17 protein-coding genes are annotated in these 17,220 nt (G+C 61.9%); 12 read left to right on the forward strand and 5 right to left on the reverse strand.

Features of this window, described 5'->3' with window-relative positions:
• Positions 1-6 precede the first annotated feature (6 nt).
• The 3 genes from mshL to GM676_RS19390 are packed head-to-tail and all read left to right on the forward strand — an operon-like array spanning position 7 to position 3,742.
• Positions 7-1,788, forward strand: coding sequence for a pilus (MSHA type) biogenesis protein MshL (gene mshL / locus GM676_RS19380; RefSeq protein ID WP_155465531.1), 1,782 nt, complete (start codon positions 7-9; stop codon positions 1,786-1,788).
• A gap of 2 nt (positions 1,789-1,790) precedes the next feature.
• On the forward strand, positions 1,791-2,684 hold the full coding sequence (locus tag GM676_RS19385; protein ID WP_155465532.1) for an ExeA family protein: 894 nt from the start codon (positions 1,791-1,793) through the stop codon (positions 2,682-2,684).
• Positions 2,681-3,742, forward strand: coding sequence for a tetratricopeptide repeat protein (locus GM676_RS19390; RefSeq protein ID WP_155465533.1), 1,062 nt, complete (start codon positions 2,681-2,683; stop codon positions 3,740-3,742). Before GM676_RS19385 ends, GM676_RS19390 begins: the two co-directional genes overlap by 4 nt.
• Here GM676_RS19390 and GM676_RS19395 read toward each other — a convergent pair whose 3' ends face one another.
• The 3 genes from GM676_RS19395 to GM676_RS19405 are packed head-to-tail and all read right to left on the reverse strand — an operon-like array spanning position 3,743 to position 6,379.
• Positions 3,743-4,726 (reverse strand): HD-GYP domain-containing protein, encoded by a 984-nt coding sequence (locus GM676_RS19395; protein WP_155465534.1) that lies wholly within the window; start codon positions 4,724-4,726, stop codon positions 3,743-3,745.
• Between the two features lie 14 nt (positions 4,727-4,740).
• Complete coding sequence (locus GM676_RS19400) at positions 4,741-5,919, reverse strand: pyridoxal phosphate-dependent aminotransferase (protein ID WP_155465535.1); 1,179 nt, start codon at positions 5,917-5,919, stop codon at positions 4,741-4,743.
• A 25-nt stretch (positions 5,920-5,944) separates the two neighbouring features.
• Complete coding sequence (locus GM676_RS19405) at positions 5,945-6,379, reverse strand: putative toxin-antitoxin system toxin component, PIN family (RefSeq protein ID WP_155465536.1); 435 nt, start codon at positions 6,377-6,379, stop codon at positions 5,945-5,947.
• A gap of 36 nt (positions 6,380-6,415) precedes the next feature.
• Here GM676_RS19405 and yaaA point away from each other — a divergent pair, with 36 nt between their 5' ends.
• Positions 6,416-7,186: a peroxide stress protein YaaA gene (yaaA, locus tag GM676_RS19410; protein WP_155465537.1), complete on the forward strand. Its 771-nt coding sequence runs from the start codon at positions 6,416-6,418 to the stop codon at positions 7,184-7,186.
• Positions 7,187-7,221: 35 nt separating this feature from the next.
• Here the strand turns inward: yaaA and GM676_RS19415 are convergent, their stop codons facing one another.
• Complete coding sequence (locus GM676_RS19415) at positions 7,222-8,037, reverse strand: outer membrane protein assembly factor BamD (protein ID WP_155465538.1); 816 nt, start codon at positions 8,035-8,037, stop codon at positions 7,222-7,224.
• Positions 8,038-8,124: 87 nt separating this feature from the next.
• Between GM676_RS19415 and GM676_RS19420 the strand changes: the two genes are divergently transcribed.
• Both GM676_RS19420 and pgeF read left to right on the forward strand, forming a co-directional pair.
• Positions 8,125-9,135 (forward strand): RluA family pseudouridine synthase, encoded by a 1,011-nt coding sequence (locus GM676_RS19420; RefSeq protein ID WP_155465539.1) that lies wholly within the window; start codon positions 8,125-8,127, stop codon positions 9,133-9,135.
• Positions 9,135-9,923 (forward strand): peptidoglycan editing factor PgeF, encoded by a 789-nt coding sequence (gene pgeF, locus GM676_RS19425; protein WP_155465540.1) that lies wholly within the window; start codon positions 9,135-9,137, stop codon positions 9,921-9,923. Before GM676_RS19420 ends, pgeF begins: the two co-directional genes overlap by 1 nt.
• Before the next feature lie 2 nt (positions 9,924-9,925).
• Here pgeF and GM676_RS19430 read toward each other — a convergent pair whose 3' ends face one another.
• On the reverse strand, positions 9,926-10,123 hold the full coding sequence (locus GM676_RS19430) for a hypothetical protein (RefSeq protein ID WP_155465541.1): 198 nt from the start codon (positions 10,121-10,123) through the stop codon (positions 9,926-9,928).
• 30 nt (positions 10,124-10,153) lie between these two features.
• Here GM676_RS19430 and phaC point away from each other — a divergent pair, with 30 nt between their 5' ends.
• The 6 genes from phaC to GM676_RS19460 all read left to right on the forward strand — a co-directional run bounded on the left by phaC (position 10,154) and on the right by GM676_RS19460 (position 17,220).
• Positions 10,154-11,803, forward strand: coding sequence for a class I poly(R)-hydroxyalkanoic acid synthase (gene phaC / locus GM676_RS19435; protein WP_155465542.1), 1,650 nt, complete (start codon positions 10,154-10,156; stop codon positions 11,801-11,803).
• 201 nt (positions 11,804-12,004) lie between these two features.
• Positions 12,005-12,556 carry a polyhydroxyalkanoate synthesis repressor PhaR gene (gene phaR, locus GM676_RS19440; protein WP_155465543.1) on the forward strand — a complete coding sequence of 184 codons (552 nt, stop codon included), beginning with the start codon at positions 12,005-12,007 and terminating at the stop codon, positions 12,554-12,556.
• A 166-nt stretch (positions 12,557-12,722) separates the two neighbouring features.
• The gene (locus GM676_RS19445; protein ID WP_371866300.1) at positions 12,723-14,081 is read left to right on the forward strand and encodes a GH1 family beta-glucosidase; all 1,359 of its coding nucleotides are present in this window, start codon (positions 12,723-12,725) and stop codon (positions 14,079-14,081) included.
• A 50-nt stretch (positions 14,082-14,131) separates the two neighbouring features.
• Entirely contained in the window at positions 14,132-15,373 is a 1,242-nt protein-coding gene (locus tag GM676_RS19450) for an ABC transporter substrate-binding protein (protein ID WP_155465544.1), read from the forward strand.
• Between the two features lie 3 nt (positions 15,374-15,376).
• Complete coding sequence (locus GM676_RS19455) at positions 15,377-16,261, forward strand: carbohydrate ABC transporter permease (RefSeq protein WP_155465545.1); 885 nt, start codon at positions 15,377-15,379, stop codon at positions 16,259-16,261.
• An 80-nt stretch (positions 16,262-16,341) separates the two neighbouring features.
• Positions 16,342-17,220: a carbohydrate ABC transporter permease gene (locus GM676_RS19460; RefSeq protein WP_371866305.1), complete on the forward strand. Its 879-nt coding sequence runs from the start codon at positions 16,342-16,344 to the stop codon at positions 17,218-17,220.

The raw sequence follows: 17,220 nt of genomic DNA on the forward strand, positions 1-17,220 counted from the left end.
ACGCTCATGCAAAAAATTCTGACCATCGCCCTCGTGACGACCATGCTGCTCAGCGGCTGCCAGACGCCGTCCACGCGCGACACCTACGACAAGATCAACAACGAGGTGAGCGCCGCAGCGGCCAAGCCGGCCGCCGCCACCCAGAATGACGCCGTCAACAGCGCCTTGTTGCCGCCGGTGTCGCAGTTTGCCGACCAGTTGCCGAAAGCGCGCGCGGTGCTGGATGAGCGCTTCAACGTTTCGTTCAACAATGTGCCGGTGCAGCAGTTCTACAATTCCATCGTGGCTGGCACCCGCTACAACATGCTGATCAATCCCGAGGTGACCGGCAATATCACCGCCAACCTGAAGGACGTGACGCTGTTCGAGGCGCTGGACGCGGTCCGCGAACTGTATGGCTACGACTACAAGGTGGAGGGCACGCGAATCTACATCCGTCCGCTGACCATGCAGACCAAGATGTTCAAGATTAACTACCTGACGGCGATCCGCAAGGGCGCGTCCAGCCTGCGCGTGTCGTCGACCTCGGTGGCGAACGCGGGCACCAGCAACAGCGGCAACCAGAGCAACAACGGCGGTGGAAACAACAATAACAATAACAATAGCGGCGGCAACAACGGCTCCGATCCGAGCAATCCTAATGGCACCGGTACACAATCCCAGCGCGACTCGGCCAACGTCTCCACCCGCTCCGAAAGCGATTTCTGGCTGGAGCTGAAGACGGCGCTGGAAGCGCTGGTGGAAATCGGCAAGGATGGCCGCAGCGTTACCATCAGCCCGCAGTCGGGCGTGATCGTGATCCGCGCCATGCCGGACGAATTGCGCAACGTGGACATGTACCTGCGCGCCACCCAGCTGTCAGTCGACCGTCAGGTGATTTTGGAAGCCAAGATCCTGGAAGTGGAGTTGAACAGCAACTTCCAGAGCGGCGTGAACTGGGCGGCGTTCGGCAAGTTTGCGGCCGGCGGCAATAACCGCTTCTCGGCCGGCACGGTGCAGCCGGATACCACGCTGGGGCCGCTTGGCACTTCGCTGAGCAGCGTCGGCAAGGCCGGCATCAATTCCAATCCGGGCAGCACGCTGGGCGCGGCCGCCGATGCGGCGGGCACGTTGTTCGGCATGGCTTTCCAGACCAGTAATTTCGCCGCGCTGATTTCTTTCCTTGAAGGGCAGGGCACGGTGCACGTGCTGTCCAGCCCGCGCATCGCCACGCTGAACAACCAGAAAGCGCTGCTGAAAATCGGCACCGACGAGTTTTACGTGACCGGTGTCAGCACCACCACCACCACCAACGGCACCGGCGCGGGCGTCAGCTCGCCGACCGTGACGCTGCAACCGTTCTTCTCGGGCGTGGTGCTGGATGTGACGCCGCAGATTGATGAAGACGGCAACATCATCCTGCACGTGCACCCATCGGTGAGCCAGGTGTCGACCATCAACAAGGGCTTGAATCTGGGCTCGCTGGGCAACTTCACCTTGCCGCTGGCGGCGTCTTCCACGTCCGAGATGGACAGCATGGTGCGCGGCCAGAATGGCCAGGTGGTGGCGATCGGCGGCCTGATGCGCCAAGCCACCACCACCGACCGCTCCGGCGTGCCGGGCGCGAACAGCGTGCCGGTGATCGGTGCGCTATTCGGCAGCAAGAGCGAGGTGGTGCAAAAACGCGAACTGGTGGTGCTGATCAAGCCGACCGTGATCGAGTCGTCGTCGGACTGGAATCAGGATCTGCTGGATAGCGGCCGCCGCATGAAGGAACTCGATCCGGGCCGCGCCAAGGGGCGGAATTAACCATGTACAGCAAACACTTCGGCCTGCGCGAGGCGCCGTTCAGCATCACGCCGGACACCAGCTACTTCTTCACCAGCCCGCATTCGCAGGAGGCGCTGAATACCCTGCTGGTGGCGGCCAAGAGCGGCGAGGGCTTCATCAAGATCACCGGCGAAGTGGGCACCGGCAAGACGCTGCTGTGCCGTAAATTCATCTCGACCATCGGGCCGGATTTCGTGACGGCGTATATTCCGAATCCGTATCTGGAACCGCGCACCCTGATGCTGGCCCTGGCCGATGAGCTGGAAGTGTCGCTGGAGCGCGATGTCGACCAGCACCAGTTGCTGAAATCGATCACGAACCGGCTGATGGAGCTGGCGCGCGAAGGCAAGCAGGTCTTGTTGTTGCTGGACGAGGCGCAGGCGATTCCGACCGAGAGTCTGGAAGCCTTGCGCCTGCTCACCAATCTGGAGACCGAGAAGCGCAAGCTGCTCCAGATCGTGCTGTTCGGCCAGCCGGAATTGAACCAGCATTTGCAGGCGAATTCGATCCGCCAGCTGGCGCAGCGCATCACTTTCCATTACCACCTAGGGCCATTGTCGCGCGACGATATCGAATACTATCTGGCGCACCGTCTGCGCGTGGCCGGTTATGCGGGCGGGCGTTTGTTCAGCCGTGGCGCGATTGCCGGCTTGTATAAGTCGAGCGGCGGCATTCCGCGCCTGGTGAACATCATGGCCAACAAGGCGCTGATGCTGTGTTACGGCGAGGGCAAGCAGCAAGTGACGCGCCGTCATGTGAATCTGGCGGCCAGCGATACGGTGGCGTCGCAGGGCGGCTTGCGCTGGACGTGGATGGCGGCCGGCGTGAGCCTGCTGATCGCCGCGTGCGGCTTGACCTGGGCGTTGACCAAATGAGCCTGATTAATAAAATGTTGCAGGACCTCGATGCGCGCGGCGGTGGCGACGCCTCGGCTTTGCAGCAGGAGGAAGTGAAAGCCGTGCCGGTGATGGAGCGCGACCGCCGTCCCTTGCTGCTGGGCGGTGCGGCGGTGGGTGTGCTGGTGCTGGCGGCCGGCGGATGGTATGGCTGGCAGTACTGGCAGGCGCACAAGGCCCCGCCGGTGCCGCAGATGACCAAAGTCAGCGACAGCCGCGTGCTGGATCGCCCGCGCTTCCAGGAGCCGCCAGCGGCTGCCAAGCCGGATGCCAAGCCGGCGGAACCGGCGCCGGTGGCCGAGGTGAAACCGGAGCCCGCCGCTCCAGCTGCCGCCCCCGAGATCAAGCCTAAGCGTCCTGCGGCAGACCATGTGGCACGTGAAGAACGTGCCGAACGTCCGGCCCCGGTACGCGCCGCCAAGCCCGCCGCCGCCGAACCGACGGAAGGCGTGGTGGTGCGCGAGCTGACGCCCAAGCAGGCGTCGGAAAACAGTTACCGCCGCGCGCTGGCGGCGTTGCAGGAAGGTCGCGTGAGCGCGGCGCTGGCAGATCTCGACAAGGCGGTCGAAACGGATCCGCGCAACGACGCGGCACGCCAGACCTATGTCAGCCTGCTGCTGGAAAACCGCCGCACCGATGACGCGATCCGTCAGCTGCGTCTGGCGCTCGGCATTGATCCGCGTCAGCCGGGCCTGGCCATGGTGCTGGCGCGCCTGCAACTGGAGAAGGGTGGCCCGGCGCTGGATACGCTGATGAAGACCCTGCCGTACGCCGGCAATAGTCCCGACTATCATGCCTTCCTGGCCGGCGTGCTGCAACGCGAACAGCGTCATGCCGAAGCGGCCGAGCACTATCGCGACGCCTTGCAACTGTCGCCGCAAAACGCCGTCTGGTGGATGGGATTGGGGATCTCGCTGCAAGCCGACCAGCATCTGCCGGAAGCACGCGAAGCCTTCAGCCGCGCCCGCAGCGCCAGCGGCCTGACGCCGGAATTGCGCGGTTTCGTTGACCGCAAGCTGGAACAACTCTCGCGCTGATTACAGGCTGGCTTGCGGGCCCCAGATCTGTTTCATGCTGAAGCGGATCGAGGCCTGATCCTCGCTCAAGGATTCGGCGATGCAGCAGCCCTCGTCGCCGGTACGGCGCTGCGCCGCCGGCCGCAGCACGCCGCCCGCCGCATCGCGCAGACAATGGATACCACGCCCGTCGCCGCCCGCCAGCCGCTGGCTGACCACGCCAATCTCGCCGCTGGTCAGGCGCACCACGCAACCCGGCGGGAAATCGCCCAGCTCGCGCTGGAAGTACTGCACCAGCACCGGATCGACCGGCGCCACCTTATCCTCGATCAGATTGCGCAAGGCCTGATACGGCGGCAGGGAGCGCCGGTAATTGCGCGCCGATACCTGCGCGCAGTAGCGGTCCGCCAGACTCAATAGCTTGGCATTCAAGGTCACCTCCGGACTGGCGATGCCGGCCGGATAGCCACTGCCTTCATCATTCTCATGGTGCATCAGCACGCAGGAAATCCAATCGTCGTCCTCCACGCCCACGCAGCGCAGCATGTCCACGCTTTCCTCCGGGTGGCGGCGCACGATGGCCATCTCCTCGCTGGTCAGCGGCGTGTTCTTGTTCTGGAAGGTTTCGTGATGACGCAGCATGCCGACATTCATGGTCAGCGCCGCGGCGGTGACGGTCAACGTATTGCCCGCATCCAGATCCATGGCGCGCGCAACCACCACGCACACCACGGCGGTCTCGATGCAGTGCCGCACGGCGTACGTACCGTTGATCTGGCTGAGGAAAATGCAAGCCAGCGCGATGTCCGGATTGATGGACACCGCCCGGATCACCTCGCGCGCGATGTCGCGGATCTCGCGTTCGGCATTGTGCTCGTTGCGCAGGTTGTGCAGCAGGCGCTCCAGCTCGCGGTTGCACAGGTTCAGCTGATGCAGCACCGACGGCGTGGGTTCCGCAAACGCCGGCGCCTCCAGCGGCGATTGCAGTTGATTGGTCTCGGACATTTTGTGATCCCGATCTACACTTTGCCCAGCCGCTCCAATGCGAGTGCCAGGGTCTCATCTTTTTTGGCAAAGCAGAAGCGCACAATGCCCGACTCCTTGCCTTGCTGGTAAAAAGCCGATACCGGGATGGCGGCCACTTTGATCTCGGTGGTCAGCCACTCGGCGAATTCGGCTTCCGCCTGTGTCGATATCTTATCGTAGCGCACGCACTGGAAGTAGGTGCCGTCGGCCGGCAGCAACTCGAAGCGTGTGTTGTTCAAACCGTCGCGGAACAGGTCGCGCTTGCGCTGATAGAACGCCGGCAGTTCCAGGTAGGGCTTGGGATCGGCCATGTAGCTGGCGATCCCGTGCTGCATCGGCGTGTTCACGCTGAACACGTTGTACTGGTGGACCTTGCGGAACTCCGCCATCAGCGGCGCCGGCGCGGCCACGTAGCCGATCTTCCAGCCGGTGACGTGATAGGTCTTGCCGAAGCTGGACACCACAAACGCGCGCGCCGCCAGTTCGGGATAGCGGCTCACCGATTCGTGCCGGTGGCCGTCGTAGACCATGTGCTCGTAGACTTCGTCCGACAGGATCAGGATGTCGGTGCCTTGCACAATGTCCGTCAGCGCCTGCATGTCGGCCGCGCGCAGCACGGTGCTGGTCGGATTGTGCGGCGTGTTGATGATGATCAGGCGCGTCTTGCCGCTGACGGCGGCCGCCACCCTGGACCATGGCACACTGTAACCGTTGGCGCCAACTTCCATCTCCACCGGCACCGGCACGCCGCCGGCCAGCGTAATCGCCGGCACATAGCTGTCGTACACGGGTTCGATGACGATCACTTCGTCGCCCGGATGGACGCAGCAAAAAATGGCGGTGGTCAGCGCCTGCGTGGCGCCGGCGGTGACGGTGAGCTCGCTGTCAACGTGATACTCATGGCCGTACAGCGCCGCGATCTTGGCGGCGATGGCCTGGCGTAGCACCGGCACGCCGCTCATCGGCGGATACTGGTTGAAATCGGCCTGCATGGCGTGGTTGACGGCGCTGATCAGGCTGCGCTCGCAGCCGAAGTCAGGGAAGCCCTGGCCCAGGTTGACGGCGCCCGATTGCACGGCCAGTTGGGACATGCGGGTGAACACGGTGGTGCCAACGGCCGGCAGGCGGGTGGTGAGGGCGGGCGTCATCGGCAGATTGGTGCGGCTGTTCATGGTGGAAGCGTAGTGGGCAGATGGCCTATTCTATCGCAATCCACTTCTCCGGCAACATGACCTTGAACATGCCCTCGCGAGCCAGGCGGCGCGCCAGTTTCAGCAGCGCCTTATCCTTGGTAATCAGCACCTCGGCGCCGGCGTCGCGGGCGATTTCAAGGAATTTCTGGTCGGCCTTGTCGCTGCACACCGGCAGCTTGACGCCGGATTCCGGCGGCGCCACCACCTTGATCAGCTGGTCGAAGCGGGCGGCGGCCAGTGGGCGGCTGTCGTCGTCCAGCGGCAGATGCTTGTAATGCAGCACGATGTTGAACTCGTCGCGGCAGTCCGAGCGCGTGACCGCTTGCACCGCGCCGCTCTCGATGTCGGCCACCAGCCTGGCCCAGCGCGGGTCGTTGAACACGAACAGGTCGAGGCAAACGTTGGTGTCGATAACGACTTTCTTTGGAACAGGTATCATGTAGGCTAGTTATGTGAAAATGTTTTTTGGAATCTTATGCTGATAGTGCTTTCCCCGGCAAAAAGTCTCGACCTGGAGACCCCGCCAACCACCCGGTTGCACACCCAACCGTCGTTTCTTGATCATTCCGAACTGCTGATCAACCGCTTGCGCGAGTTTTCCCCGGCCGAGCTGGGCGAGTTGATGGACCTGTCCGACAACCTGTCGGCGCTGAACGTGGCGCGCTACGCCTCCTGGACCAAGGACACCAGCGACGCGCGCCAGGCCGTGATGACCTTCAACGGCGACGTTTACGATGGCCTTGACGCCCGCACCCTGAAGCCGGCCCAGCTGGACTATGCGCAATCGCGCATCCGCATCCTGTCCGGCCTGTACGGCATGCTGCGTCCGCTGGATCTGATTCATCCGCACCGGCTGGAAATGGGAACCCGCCTGAGCACGCCGCGCGGCAAGAACCTGTACGACTTCTGGGGCGACACCATCGCCCAGGCGCTGAACAGGACGGCGGGCGAGCAGGGCGCTGAAACGCTGGTCAACCTGGCGTCCGAGGAATACTTCAAGTCGGTCAAGCCGAAAGCGCTGGGCCTGCCGGTGATCACGCCGCTGTTCGAGGACTTCAAGAACGGCAAATACAAAATCATCTCGTTCTACGCCAAGCGCGCGCGCGGCCTGATGGCGCGCTACGCTGCCGTGAAAGGCATCACCGATCCGCACAAGCTGAAGAAGTTCGACGTCGACGGCTACCGCTTCGTGCCGGACGCTTCCGACGACAAGACCTGGATCTTCCGCCGCAAGCTGGCGGAATAAAAAACCGGGACTGCGGTCCCGGTTTTTACTCGGCTTTACATCGAACCGTTGGAACTCCAGAAGTTCCACCACTTGCGCTGGGCCTTCTTGCCTTCATCCAGGAACTTGGAGTTCGGGTAGTTCAGCTTGAAGACGCGCTCGGTGTCGTTGCGCAGTTCGGTCATGCCCAGCTTGTCGTAGCTGCGGATCATGATGAACAGCGCTTCCTCGATCGACGGCGAGTCGCGGAAGTCGTTCATGATGCCCATGGCGCGGTTGGCCGCCGCCAGGTAGGCGCCGCGACGGTAGTAATAGCGCGCCACGTGAATCTCGTACGACGCCATGGCGTTGATCAGATAACGCATGCGCGCCAGCGAATCCGGGGTATACTTGCTCTCTGGGAACTTGGTCACCAGCTCCTTGAAGGCCGCATACGCTTCGCGCGTGGCTTTGGGGTCGCGCTCGGTGGCGTCCTGCTCGTAAATGAAATTCAGGAAGCTGACCTGGTCGTTAAAGTTGATCAGGCCGCGCAGGTAGTACATGTAATCGACATTGGCGTGATTCGGGTGCAGCTTGATGAAGCGCTCGACCGCCGCCAGCGCCTGGGCCTGGTCCTGCGATTTGTAGTAGGCGTAAGCGATATTCATCTGCGCCTGCTGGGCGTAGGTGCCGAATGGATAGCTCGATTCCAGCTTCTCAAACAACTGAATTGCGCGCTCGTAGTGCTGGCCTTCCAGTTCTTCGTTCGCCTCCGAGTATAATTTCGTAGCGCTCCAACCTTTTGTTTCGTCGGCTTTTTCAGAGAAAAGGCCACAACCGGACAAACCAAGCAGAACTACTGTTGCTGCGACTACCGATAATTTTTTTTGCATATCTTTTGCAAGAAACTGTTTAACCAAAGTTTTACGAGGCTAATTATAGCCGATAGGATTACCGTGATATTAAACGCAAAGCCGAATTTGGCCGAATCTTCCTCCGAACACGATGCCGACGCCGAACTGGCGCTCCACGATGACGATGACGACGGTCTGGCGCCCATCGAACTCGAACTGAGCCCCGAACACTGCGGCCAGCGCCTCGATAAAGTGATTTCCGGCCTGGTCCCGCAATTTTCCCGCGGCCGCCTGCAAACCTGGATTACCGACGGTTTTGTCACGGTCGACGGCAAAACCGCCAAAAGCACCAAGGACACCGTCTACGGCGACGAGAAGATCGTCATTCTGCCCCAACCGGAGCCGGAAGACGAGGCTTTTAAGCCCGAACCGATGGAACTTAACATTGTTTTTGAAGACGAGCACCTGATTGTCATCAATAAACCGGCCGGACTGGTGGTTCACCCGGGCGCCGGCAACTGGTCGGGCACGCTGTTGAACGGCCTGCTGCACCACTGCCCGCAGCTGAGCGGCGTGCCGCGCGCCGGCATCGTCCACCGCCTGGACAAGGACACCAGCGGCCTGATGGTGGTCGGCAAGACGCTGCCGGCCCAGACCGACCTGGTGCGCCAGCTGGCCGCCCGCACCGTCAAGCGCGAGTACTACGCTTTGGTGTGGGGCACGCCGCGCATCAGTGGTACGATCGACGCTGCGATGGGACGCCACCCGCGCGACCGCGTCAAGATGGCGGTCTCGACAGGCATGGGCTCCAAGCCGGCGATCACGCACTATGCCTTGCTGGCCAGCGGCAAGCTGGGCGAGGGCCGTCCCGTCGGGCTGGTGCAGTGCCGCCTTGAAACCGGCCGCACCCACCAGATCCGCGTGCACATGCAGTCGATCGGCTTCCCGTTGGTGGGCGACACGGTGTACGGCAAGCAGCATCTGGCCGATTATTTCCCGCGTCAGGCGCTGCAAGCGCGCCGCCTGGGTCTGGTGCATCCGGCCACCGGCGAGCAATGCGAATGGCAGGTGCCGCTGGCCGATGATTTTGCCGAATTGCTGGTCCGTGCCGGCATTGAGGAACCGAAAGACAATTGATGTCGATACAGCAGCAATGGTTGATCCCGCACTGGCCGGGCTTGCCAGACAATATCGGTGCGCTGTCCACCACCCGGCGCGGTGGCGTCAGCCCCGCGCCGTATGACGACGGCATGGGCAGCGGCGGCCTGAATCTGGGTACCCACGTCGGCGACCAGCCGCACAATGTGGCGCACAACCGCGCCATTGTGCGTGCCCAGCTGCCGGACGAACCGGTCTGGATGTCGCAGGTGCATGGCACCGCCGTGGCCAATCTGGCCGACGTGAAACCGCAGCAGGTGCCGGAAGCGGACGCCTGCTTCACCACCATGCCCGGCAAGGTGTGCACCATCATGACGGCAGACTGCCTGCCGGTGCTGTTCTGCGACAAGCAGGGCAGGACGGTGGCGGCCGCCCACGCGGGCTGGCGCGGCCTGGCTGCCGGCGTGCTGGAAAATACGGTGGAGTCGATGCGTGCGGCCGGCGCCGGCGAGCTGATGGCGTGGATGGGACCGGCCATCGGCCAGTACCAGTTCGAGGTTGGGCCGGACGTCAAGCAAGCCTTCCTGCACGGCGCGCGCGACGCCTCCGATGTGCGCCATGTGGAGGCGGCGTTCAGCGTCATCGGAGACAAGCCGGGCAAGTTCCTGGCCGATATCTACGGCCTGGCGCGTTACCTGCTGCACCGGGCCGGCGTCAAGGAAGTGCACGGCGGCGAGTTCTGCACCGTGTCCAATTCCGGCCGTTTCTATTCCTACCGCCGCGACGGCGTCACCGGCCGCCAGGCCACCCTCATCTGGATCAAATGAACTTATTGCGCCGGCGGCCGGTCTTTTTCCATGGCGGCACGCCGCCGCGCTTTACGCTTGCCGGTTCCGGCGATGTAAATCAAGGTACCCAAGGGCAGCACGCAATAGAACAAAAACGTTACAATTCCCGCAACGATGGAAGTTTCCGTCAACGCCATCAGGCCGACTACGTAGATCCAAGCAACAGCAACAATCAGCATTGTGTTTAACTCACTTTTAGGGAACCACAGATGAATATGCCAGATCCTCAAGCTTTTGCCAGTGCCTGGATGCAGTCCAATCCGCTGGCCGCCATGATGCAGGATGCCGGTTTGCAGATCAAGCCGGAGGCAATGGAGCAGCTGAAAAACGACTATCTTCGCGATTTCGGCGCATTGTGGCAGGAGTTCATCAGCGGCAAGGCGCCGGCCATCAGCGACCGCCGTTTCAACTCGGCGGCGTGGCAGGGCAATCCGATGTCGGCGTTTAACGCGGCAGCCTATCTGCTCAACGCCAGATTCCTGAATGCGATGGTGGAGACGGTGGAAGCCACTCCCCAGCAAAAACAAAAGATCCGCTTCGCCGTGCAGCAGATCATCGACGCCATGTCGCCGGCCAACTTCCTGGCCACCAATCCGGAAGCGCAGCAAAAGCTGATCGAAACCAAGGGCGAGAGCCTGACCCGCGGCCTGGCCAATATGCTGGGCGACATGGGAAAGGGCCACATCTCGCTGTCGGACGAGTCGGCGTTCGAGGTGGGCCGCAATCTGGCCATGACCGAGGGCACGGTGGTGTACGAAAATCCGCTGTTCCAGCTGATCCAGTACAAGCCGCAGACCGAGACCGTCAACCAGGTGCCGCTGCTGATGGTGCCGCCTTGCATCAACAAGTTCTACATCCTCGACCTGCAACCGGAGAATTCGCTGGTGCGCTACGCGGTGGAGCAGGGCAATACCGTGTTCCTGATCTCGTGGAGCAATCCGGACAAATCGCTGGCGCAAACCACCTGGGACGATTACGTGGAAGAGGGCGTGATCAAGGCCATCCGCGTGACCCAAGGCATCACCGGCGAAGACAAGCTGAACATGTTCGGCTTCTGCGTCGGCGGCACGCTGGCCTCGACCGCGTTGGCGGTGCTGGCCGCGCGTGGCGAGCAGGTCGCCAACAGCCTGACTTTGCTGACCACCTTCCTCGACTTCCGCGATACCGGCGTGCTGGATGTATTTGTCGACGAGGCGCAAGTGGCGATCCGCGAACAGCAGCTGAAAGCCGGTGGCCTGATGCCGGGCCGCGACCTGGCCAGCACCTTCTCCAGCCTGCGTCCGAACGATCTGGTATGGAACTACGTGCAGTCCAACTACCTCAAGGGCAACGACCCGGCCGCGTTCGACCTGCTGTTCTGGAACTCGGACAGCACCAACCTGCCGGGCCCGATGTTCTGCTGGTACCTGCGCAACACCTATCTGGAAAACCAGCTCAAGACCGGCAAGCTGGTGGTGGCGGGCGAGAAGGTCGATCTGCGCAAGATCGAGGCGCCGGCCTTTATCTACGGCTCGCGCGAGGACCACATCGTGCCGTGGCCGTCGGCCTACGACTCGCTGGCGATCTTGCCGGGCAAGACCCGCTTCGTGCTGGGCGCCTCGGGCCACATCGCCGGCGTGATCAACTCGCCGGTGAAGAACAAGCGCAGCTACTGGATCAACGATGGCGGCAAGGCGAAAAATGCCGAGGCCTGGCTGGAAGGCGCGACCGAGCAGAAGGGCAGCTGGTGGCCGGAATGGGCCGGCTTCCTGAACGATCACGGCGGCAAAAAGGTCAAACCGAAAGCCAAGCCGGGCAATGCGACTTACACGCCGATCGAGCCTGCGCCGGGCCGTTATGTCAAGGTAAAAGCAGATTAATTACGCTGGGGAAAAAGCACGGAATTGTCAGGATGTAAAAATGGTTGCGTTGCAATAAAGGCCAAAAGTTATATCAGATTGTGCAAGACGGGCTTTTTCCCCTCTATAATAAGTAAAGTAGGCACGTGGGAAGGGGACTATCCGTTCCTTTCTTTCCGATTTTTAAGAGACATGCGCTGCGGCGCAATAAACGGACTTGTGATGAGTAGTGCGAAAAAAAATGCTGACCGCCTGATTAAAAAGTATCCGAACCGCCGGCTGTACGACACGCAGACCAGTTCGTACATCACGTTGACCGACGTGAAGCAGCTGGTGTTGGACAACGAAGAGTTCACCGTTGTCGACGCCAAGACCAATGAAGACCTGAGCCGCAGCATTCTGTTGCAGATCATTCTGGAAGAAGAGGCCAGCGGCGCGCCGATGTTCTCCAGCGATGTGCTGGCGCAGATCATCCGCTTCTACGGCCACGCCATGCAGGGCATGATGGGTTCCTACCTGGAGAAGAACGTCCAGGCGTTCACCGACATCCAGCGCAAGTTCACCAGCACCGCCGTCGGCGGCCAGCCGTTCAGCCCGGAAATGTGGACCCAGTTCATGAACGTCCAGGGCCCGATGATGCAGGGCATGATGAACAACTACATCGACCAGAGCAAGAGCCTGTTCGTGCAGATGCAGGAGCAGATGCAGAACCAGAGCAAGAATCTGTTTGGCACCTTCCCGTTCGCACCGGTTCCGCCGGCCGACAAAAAGTAATTTCGCTACGCTGCTTTGCAGTCATCGGAAGGCACAGCACCACACGGTGACTGTGCCGTTTTTGTAACTCCACTACAAATTGGTTGACACCCTAAATTCTTCGGTAGTACTATCGACAACATATTGTGGAAGCGCTTCCACTCACAATCAAAACCAAGGAGATGTTGTGGTAGAGCAGACGTTTTCGCCCCCGGCCGACTCGGTCCTGTGGAATAAGGATTTCCTGATAGGCGCGGCCACCGCTGCCTACCAGATCGAAGGCGCCATCCACGAAGACGGCCGCCTGCCGTCGATCTGGGATACCTTTTCCGCCACGCCGGGCAAGACCCTGGCCGGCGATACCGGCGAAGTCGCCTGCGATCACTATCACCGCTGGGAACAGGATGTGGAGCTGCTGGCGTCGCTGAACGTGGGCGCCTACCGCCTGTCGATTTCCTGGCCGCGCGTGATGACGCTGGACGGCCAGCCCAACCAGAAGGGCATCGCGTTCTACCGCAAGCTGTTGAAGGCGCTGCGCGCCAAGGGCCTGCAAACCTACGTCACGCTGTACCACTGGGATCTGCCGCAGCATCTGGAAGACAAGGGCGGCTGGGTCAACCGCGACACCGCCTACAAATTCGCCGAATACGCCGACATGATCAGCAGGGAGCTGAAAGGCCTGGTCGACGCCTGGGCCACGCTGAACGAGCCGTGGTGCTCGGCCATGCACGGCTACGGCACCGGCCATCACGCGCCGGGCAAGCAGGACGTGGTGTTCGCCACCCAGGCCATGCACCACCTGCTGCTGGGCCACGGCCTGGCGGTGAAGCATTTGCGCGCCAACGATCCATCGGCGCAGGTCGGCATCGTCGCCAATGTGGGCCGCGGCACCAGCACCGACAGCAGCGCCATCGGCCAGCGCGCGGCATGGCTGTTTGAACTCCAGCACAATAACTGGGTACTCGATCCGCTGCTGAAGAAATCCTATCCATCGGCGCTGTGGGAACTGTGGCCGGGCGCCGAGCCGACCATCCTGAATGGCGACATGGACATCATCGGCGCGCCGCTGGATTTTTTAGGCATTAACTACTACTTCCGCACCAATGTGGTCAGCGACGGCAAGCATGGCTACACCGAGGTCGATCTGGAAGGCGTGGAGCGCACGCAAATGGGCTGGGAAGTGTATCCGGATGGTCTGCGCCACCTGCTGGTCGGCTTTCACCGCGACTACCCGAATCTGCCGCCGATCTACATCACCGAGAACGGCATGGCCACCGACGATGCGGTAGTGGATGGCGAAGTGCATGACGAGCAGCGCATCTCCTTCCTGAACCGCCACCTGGAAGCGGTTAATCAGGCGGTTAAAGCGGGTGTCGATGTGCGCGGCTATTTCATTTGGTCGTTGATGGATAACTTCGAATGGGCCTTTGGTTATGAACGCCGTTTCGGTATCATCCATGTCGATTACGCCACGCAGAAGCGTACGCTGAAACGCAGTGCAAAACTGGTGACACAATTTTTGGCCGAGCGGTCCGCCAAAAACTAAGCCAGACGAATAGAATGGGGCGCTCGACGCCCCCAAGGGAGACAAACAGTATGGTCAAGGCCTTAAAACTGGCCGGCGCGGTCGCGCTGGCACTGGCGGCAAGCGGCGCCGCGCATGCGCAAGCGCCGCTCAAAGCCACCGTTATTCACTGGTGGACCTCGGGCGGCGAGTCGGCCGCCGTCAAGCAGTTTGCGGAAGCGTACAACAAGGCCGGCGGCCAGTGGATCGACCAGGCCGTCGCCGGCGCCGATCAATCGCGCGCCACCACCATCAACCGCATCGTCGGCGGCAATGCGCCGACCGCAGCGCAGTTCAACACCTCCAAACAGTTCCGCGATTTCGTCGAGCAGGGCTTGCTGAACAACGTCGACGACGTGGCGATTGCCGGCAAGTGGGACCAGATCATGCCGCCGTCGATCCTGCAAGCGATCAAGATCAACGGCCACTTCTACGCCGCGCCGGTGGACATTCATATGCCGGCCTGGTTCTTCTACTCGAAGGCCGCGTACAAAAAAGCCGGCATCGCCAACGAGCCGCAAACGTGGGAAGAATTCCTGACGCAGCTGGCCAAGCTGAAAGCCGCAGGCGTGGTGCCGCTGGCCTTCGGCGGCCAGGTGTGGCAGGAGAAGATCACCTTCGACGCCATCTTCGCCATGGTGGGCGGCGCCGACCTGTATCTCAAAGTTTATCGTGACCGCGACCAGAAAGCCGTGATGTCGCCGCAGTTTAAGCAAGTGCTGGTCGAGTTCAAAAAGCTGAAAGGCTTTGTCGACGCAGGCTCGCCGGGCCGCAACTGGAACGACGCCACCGCCATGGTGGTGCAGGGCAAAGCCGGCGTGCAGATCATGGGCGACTGGGCCAAGGGCGAATTCGCGGCCGCCAAACAGGTCGCCGGCAAGGACTTCGGCTGCTATCCGGGCTTTGGTCCGAAGGCGCCGTACATCGTGGCCGGCGACGCCTTCGTGTTCCCGAAAACGAACGACGCCAATGCGGTCAAGGCGCAAAAACTGTTGGCCAATGTGGTAACGTCTCCAGCGGCGCAAGTGGCCTTCGCCGCGCGCAAGGGCGCGATCCCGATCCGTGGCGACGTCGATGAATCGCAGCTGGATATCTGCGCCAAGCTTGGCCTGTCCATCATGAAGGACAAGTCGCGCCAGCTGCCTAACACCGAGATGCTGGCCACGCCGGACACCACCGGCGCCTTGCAGGATGTGCTGACCAGCTACTGGAACAAGAACCAGTCCGCGGACGATGCGCAAAAAGCCTTCGCCCGCGCTATCAAAGGCGAATAAGCCATGGTGAAGAAACGCCAGAACGTTTCAATCGCGGCCTACATCGCCATCCTGCCGATGGCGCTGACGGTGCTGCTGGCTTACCTGGGCACCATGCTGTGGACGGCGCGCGTGTCGGTCAGCAGCTCGCGCACTTTCCCGGCCAGTGACTTTGTCGGCGCCTCGCAGTACGTCCGCCTGTTCAACAACGAGCGCTGGCTGCTGTCGCTGCAAAACGTGGCGGTGTACGGCGTGCTGTTTATCGCCTTGTGCCTGATCATTGGCTTCCTGCTGGCGGTGTTCATCGACCAGAAGGTGATGGCCGAAGGGGCGCTGCGCACCGTGTTCCTGTATCCGTATGCGATGTCCTTCGTGGCCACGGGCCTGATCTGGCAATGGATACTGAACCCGGAACTCGGCATCCAGGAAGTGCTGCACAAGCTGGGATGGGCCGGCGCGAAGTTCGACTGGATCGTCGATCAGGACATGGCGATCTACACCATCGTGATCGCCACCGTGTGGCAGGCCTCCGGACTGGTGATGGCGCTGATGCTGTCCGGCCTGCGTGGCGTGGATGAGGAAATCTGGAAGGCTGCGCGCATCGACGGCATCCCGCGCTGGCGCGTGTACGGCAGCATCGTGCTGCCGATGCTGGGGCCATCCGTCTCCACCGCCTTCGTGCTGCTGTTCGTGATGGTGGTGAAGGTGTTCGACGCCGTGGTCGCGATGACGCAGGGCGGTCCGGGCACGGCCAGCGAAGTGCCGGCCAAGTTCATCATGGATTATCTGTTCGGCCGCGCCAATATCGGCCTGGCTTCCGCTGCTTCGATCGTGCTGCTGCTGACCGTGCTGGCCATCGTCGCGCCGCTGTACTTCGTGCGCAATCGCCGCGCCGCAATGGGGGCATGATGGGACAAGTTGTGAAACTCGATAAAACCGAAGCTGCCGCCACCGCCGCGCCGCATCCCGCCGCCGCCAACGACGCCAGCATCCCGGCGCCACGCCCGCGCCGCAAGCCTTCGTGGACGCCGGCCCGTATCGGCGTGTACGGCTTCCTGATCGTGGCGGCGCTGTTCTTCCTGCTGCCGCTGTACGTGATGCTGGTGACGTCGGTGAAGCCGATGGAGGAAATCCGCCTTGGCACGCTGTTCGCGCTGCCGCGGCACTTCACGCTGGAACCGTGGGCGCAGGCCTGGTCCTCGGCCTGCACCGGGCTGGAATGCAACGGCATCAAGGGCGGCTTCTGGAACTCCGTCGCCATCGTGGTGCCCAGCACCATCCTGTCGATCGCCATCGGCGCGGTGAACGGCTATGCGCTGTCGTTCTGGCGTCCGCGCGGCGCGGGCTTCCTGTTCGCCATCCTGATGATGGGGGCCTTCATTCCGGTGCAGGTGATGATTTATCCGCTGGTGCGCGTGCTGGCATCGGTGAACCTGTTTAGCTCTCTGCCAGGGATTATCATCATCCACACCATCTTCGGCATGCCGGTGATGACGCTGTTGTTCCGCAATTACTACGCCGCGCTGCCGCTGGAACTGTTCAAGGCGGCGCGCATCGATGGCGGTGGTTTCTGGCGCATCTTCCTGCAACTGATGCTGCCGATGTCGACGCCGGTGATCGTGGTGGCGGTGATCATGCAGGTCACCGGCATCTGGAACGACTTCCTGCTGGGCCTTGTGTTTGCCGGCTCCGAGCATCTGCCGATGACGGTCCAGCTGAACAACATCATCAACACCACCACCGGCGAACGCCTGTACAACGTGAACATGGCGGCGACCATCCTGACGTCGGTCGTGCCGCTGGCGCTCTACTTTATTTCCGGCCGCTGGTTCGTGCGCGGCATCGCTTCTGGCGCAGTGAAGGGTTAA

Origin of the sequence: Duganella radicis (assembly GCF_009720825.1) — a bacterium.
GTDB classification, from domain to species: domain Bacteria; phylum Pseudomonadota; class Gammaproteobacteria; order Burkholderiales; family Burkholderiaceae_D; genus Rugamonas; species Rugamonas radicis.